Origin of the sequence: Arthrobacter globiformis, from assembly GCF_003261175.1 — a bacterium.
In the GTDB taxonomy this organism is placed as follows: domain Bacteria; phylum Actinomycetota; class Actinomycetes; order Actinomycetales; family Micrococcaceae; genus Arthrobacter; species Arthrobacter globiformis_A.
The window spans coordinates 1-689 of the sequence record NZ_QLNP01000025.1; the positions used below are offsets into that span (position 1 = coordinate 1).

The following is a 689-nucleotide window of genomic DNA, read 5'->3' on the forward strand; positions in this document are numbered from 1 at the left end:
CAGCTGCGCACCATGGCCGACGCGCCGGACCAGCAGGGTGTGGCCGCGGACCTGATCCGGCAGGCCGCGGACCGCTCCGAGTCGGTCGCGTCGTGGCTGGACAACCGGGACCCGGGCTCACTGCTGAACGAAGTGAAGTCCTTCGCCCGCCAGCGCCCCGGCGCCTTCCTGCTCCTGGCAGCCGGCGCGGGCCTGCTTGCCGGGCGCCTGGGCCGCAGCCTGCAGGCCGGTCCCCCCGAGACGGGAACCGCGGCTGGGGCCGGATACACAGGCACAGTTCCGCAGTACCCCGCCCAGCCGCCGGTCACCGAAAGCAGCCTTGGCGCGGTTCCCGGTGCGCCCCTCTACGACGCACCGCAGGCAACCCCGACCACCTACGCAGAGACGGTATACGGCGAGCCTGCCCGCCCCGGCTTTGACACCCCCGGTTCAGCAGGGGTTCCGCTGCGCGATCCCGAGGACCCGTATACCGAGGGTGGGGGTCGTCCCCTGTGAGCAGCCAGATACCTGATCTCCCTCCCACGGAGGCGCACGCGAAGGCCGACACCACCTCCCTCGGTGACCTCCTCGGCGAGGTCACCCGGGACCTGTCCACCCTGATCCGGCAGGAAATCGAACTCGCCAAAGCCGAACTCAAACAGTCCGGCACCCGCGCCGGCAAGGGCGGCGGCATGCTCGCCGGCGCCGGC

Annotated in this window: 1 protein-coding gene and 1 pseudogene; both read left to right on the forward strand. The window is 72.0% G+C overall.

The genetic code is table 11. From position 1 onward, the window contains the following. A pseudogene (locus tag DBZ45_RS23095) lies at positions 1 to 495 on the forward strand (hypothetical protein); the annotation flags it as partial. Beyond that, positions 492 to 689: phage holin family protein (locus tag DBZ45_RS02480; RefSeq protein ID WP_146617429.1), on the forward strand; the 198-nt coding region annotated here is incomplete at its 3' end. The pseudogene DBZ45_RS23095 and the gene DBZ45_RS02480, both read left to right, overlap by 4 nt.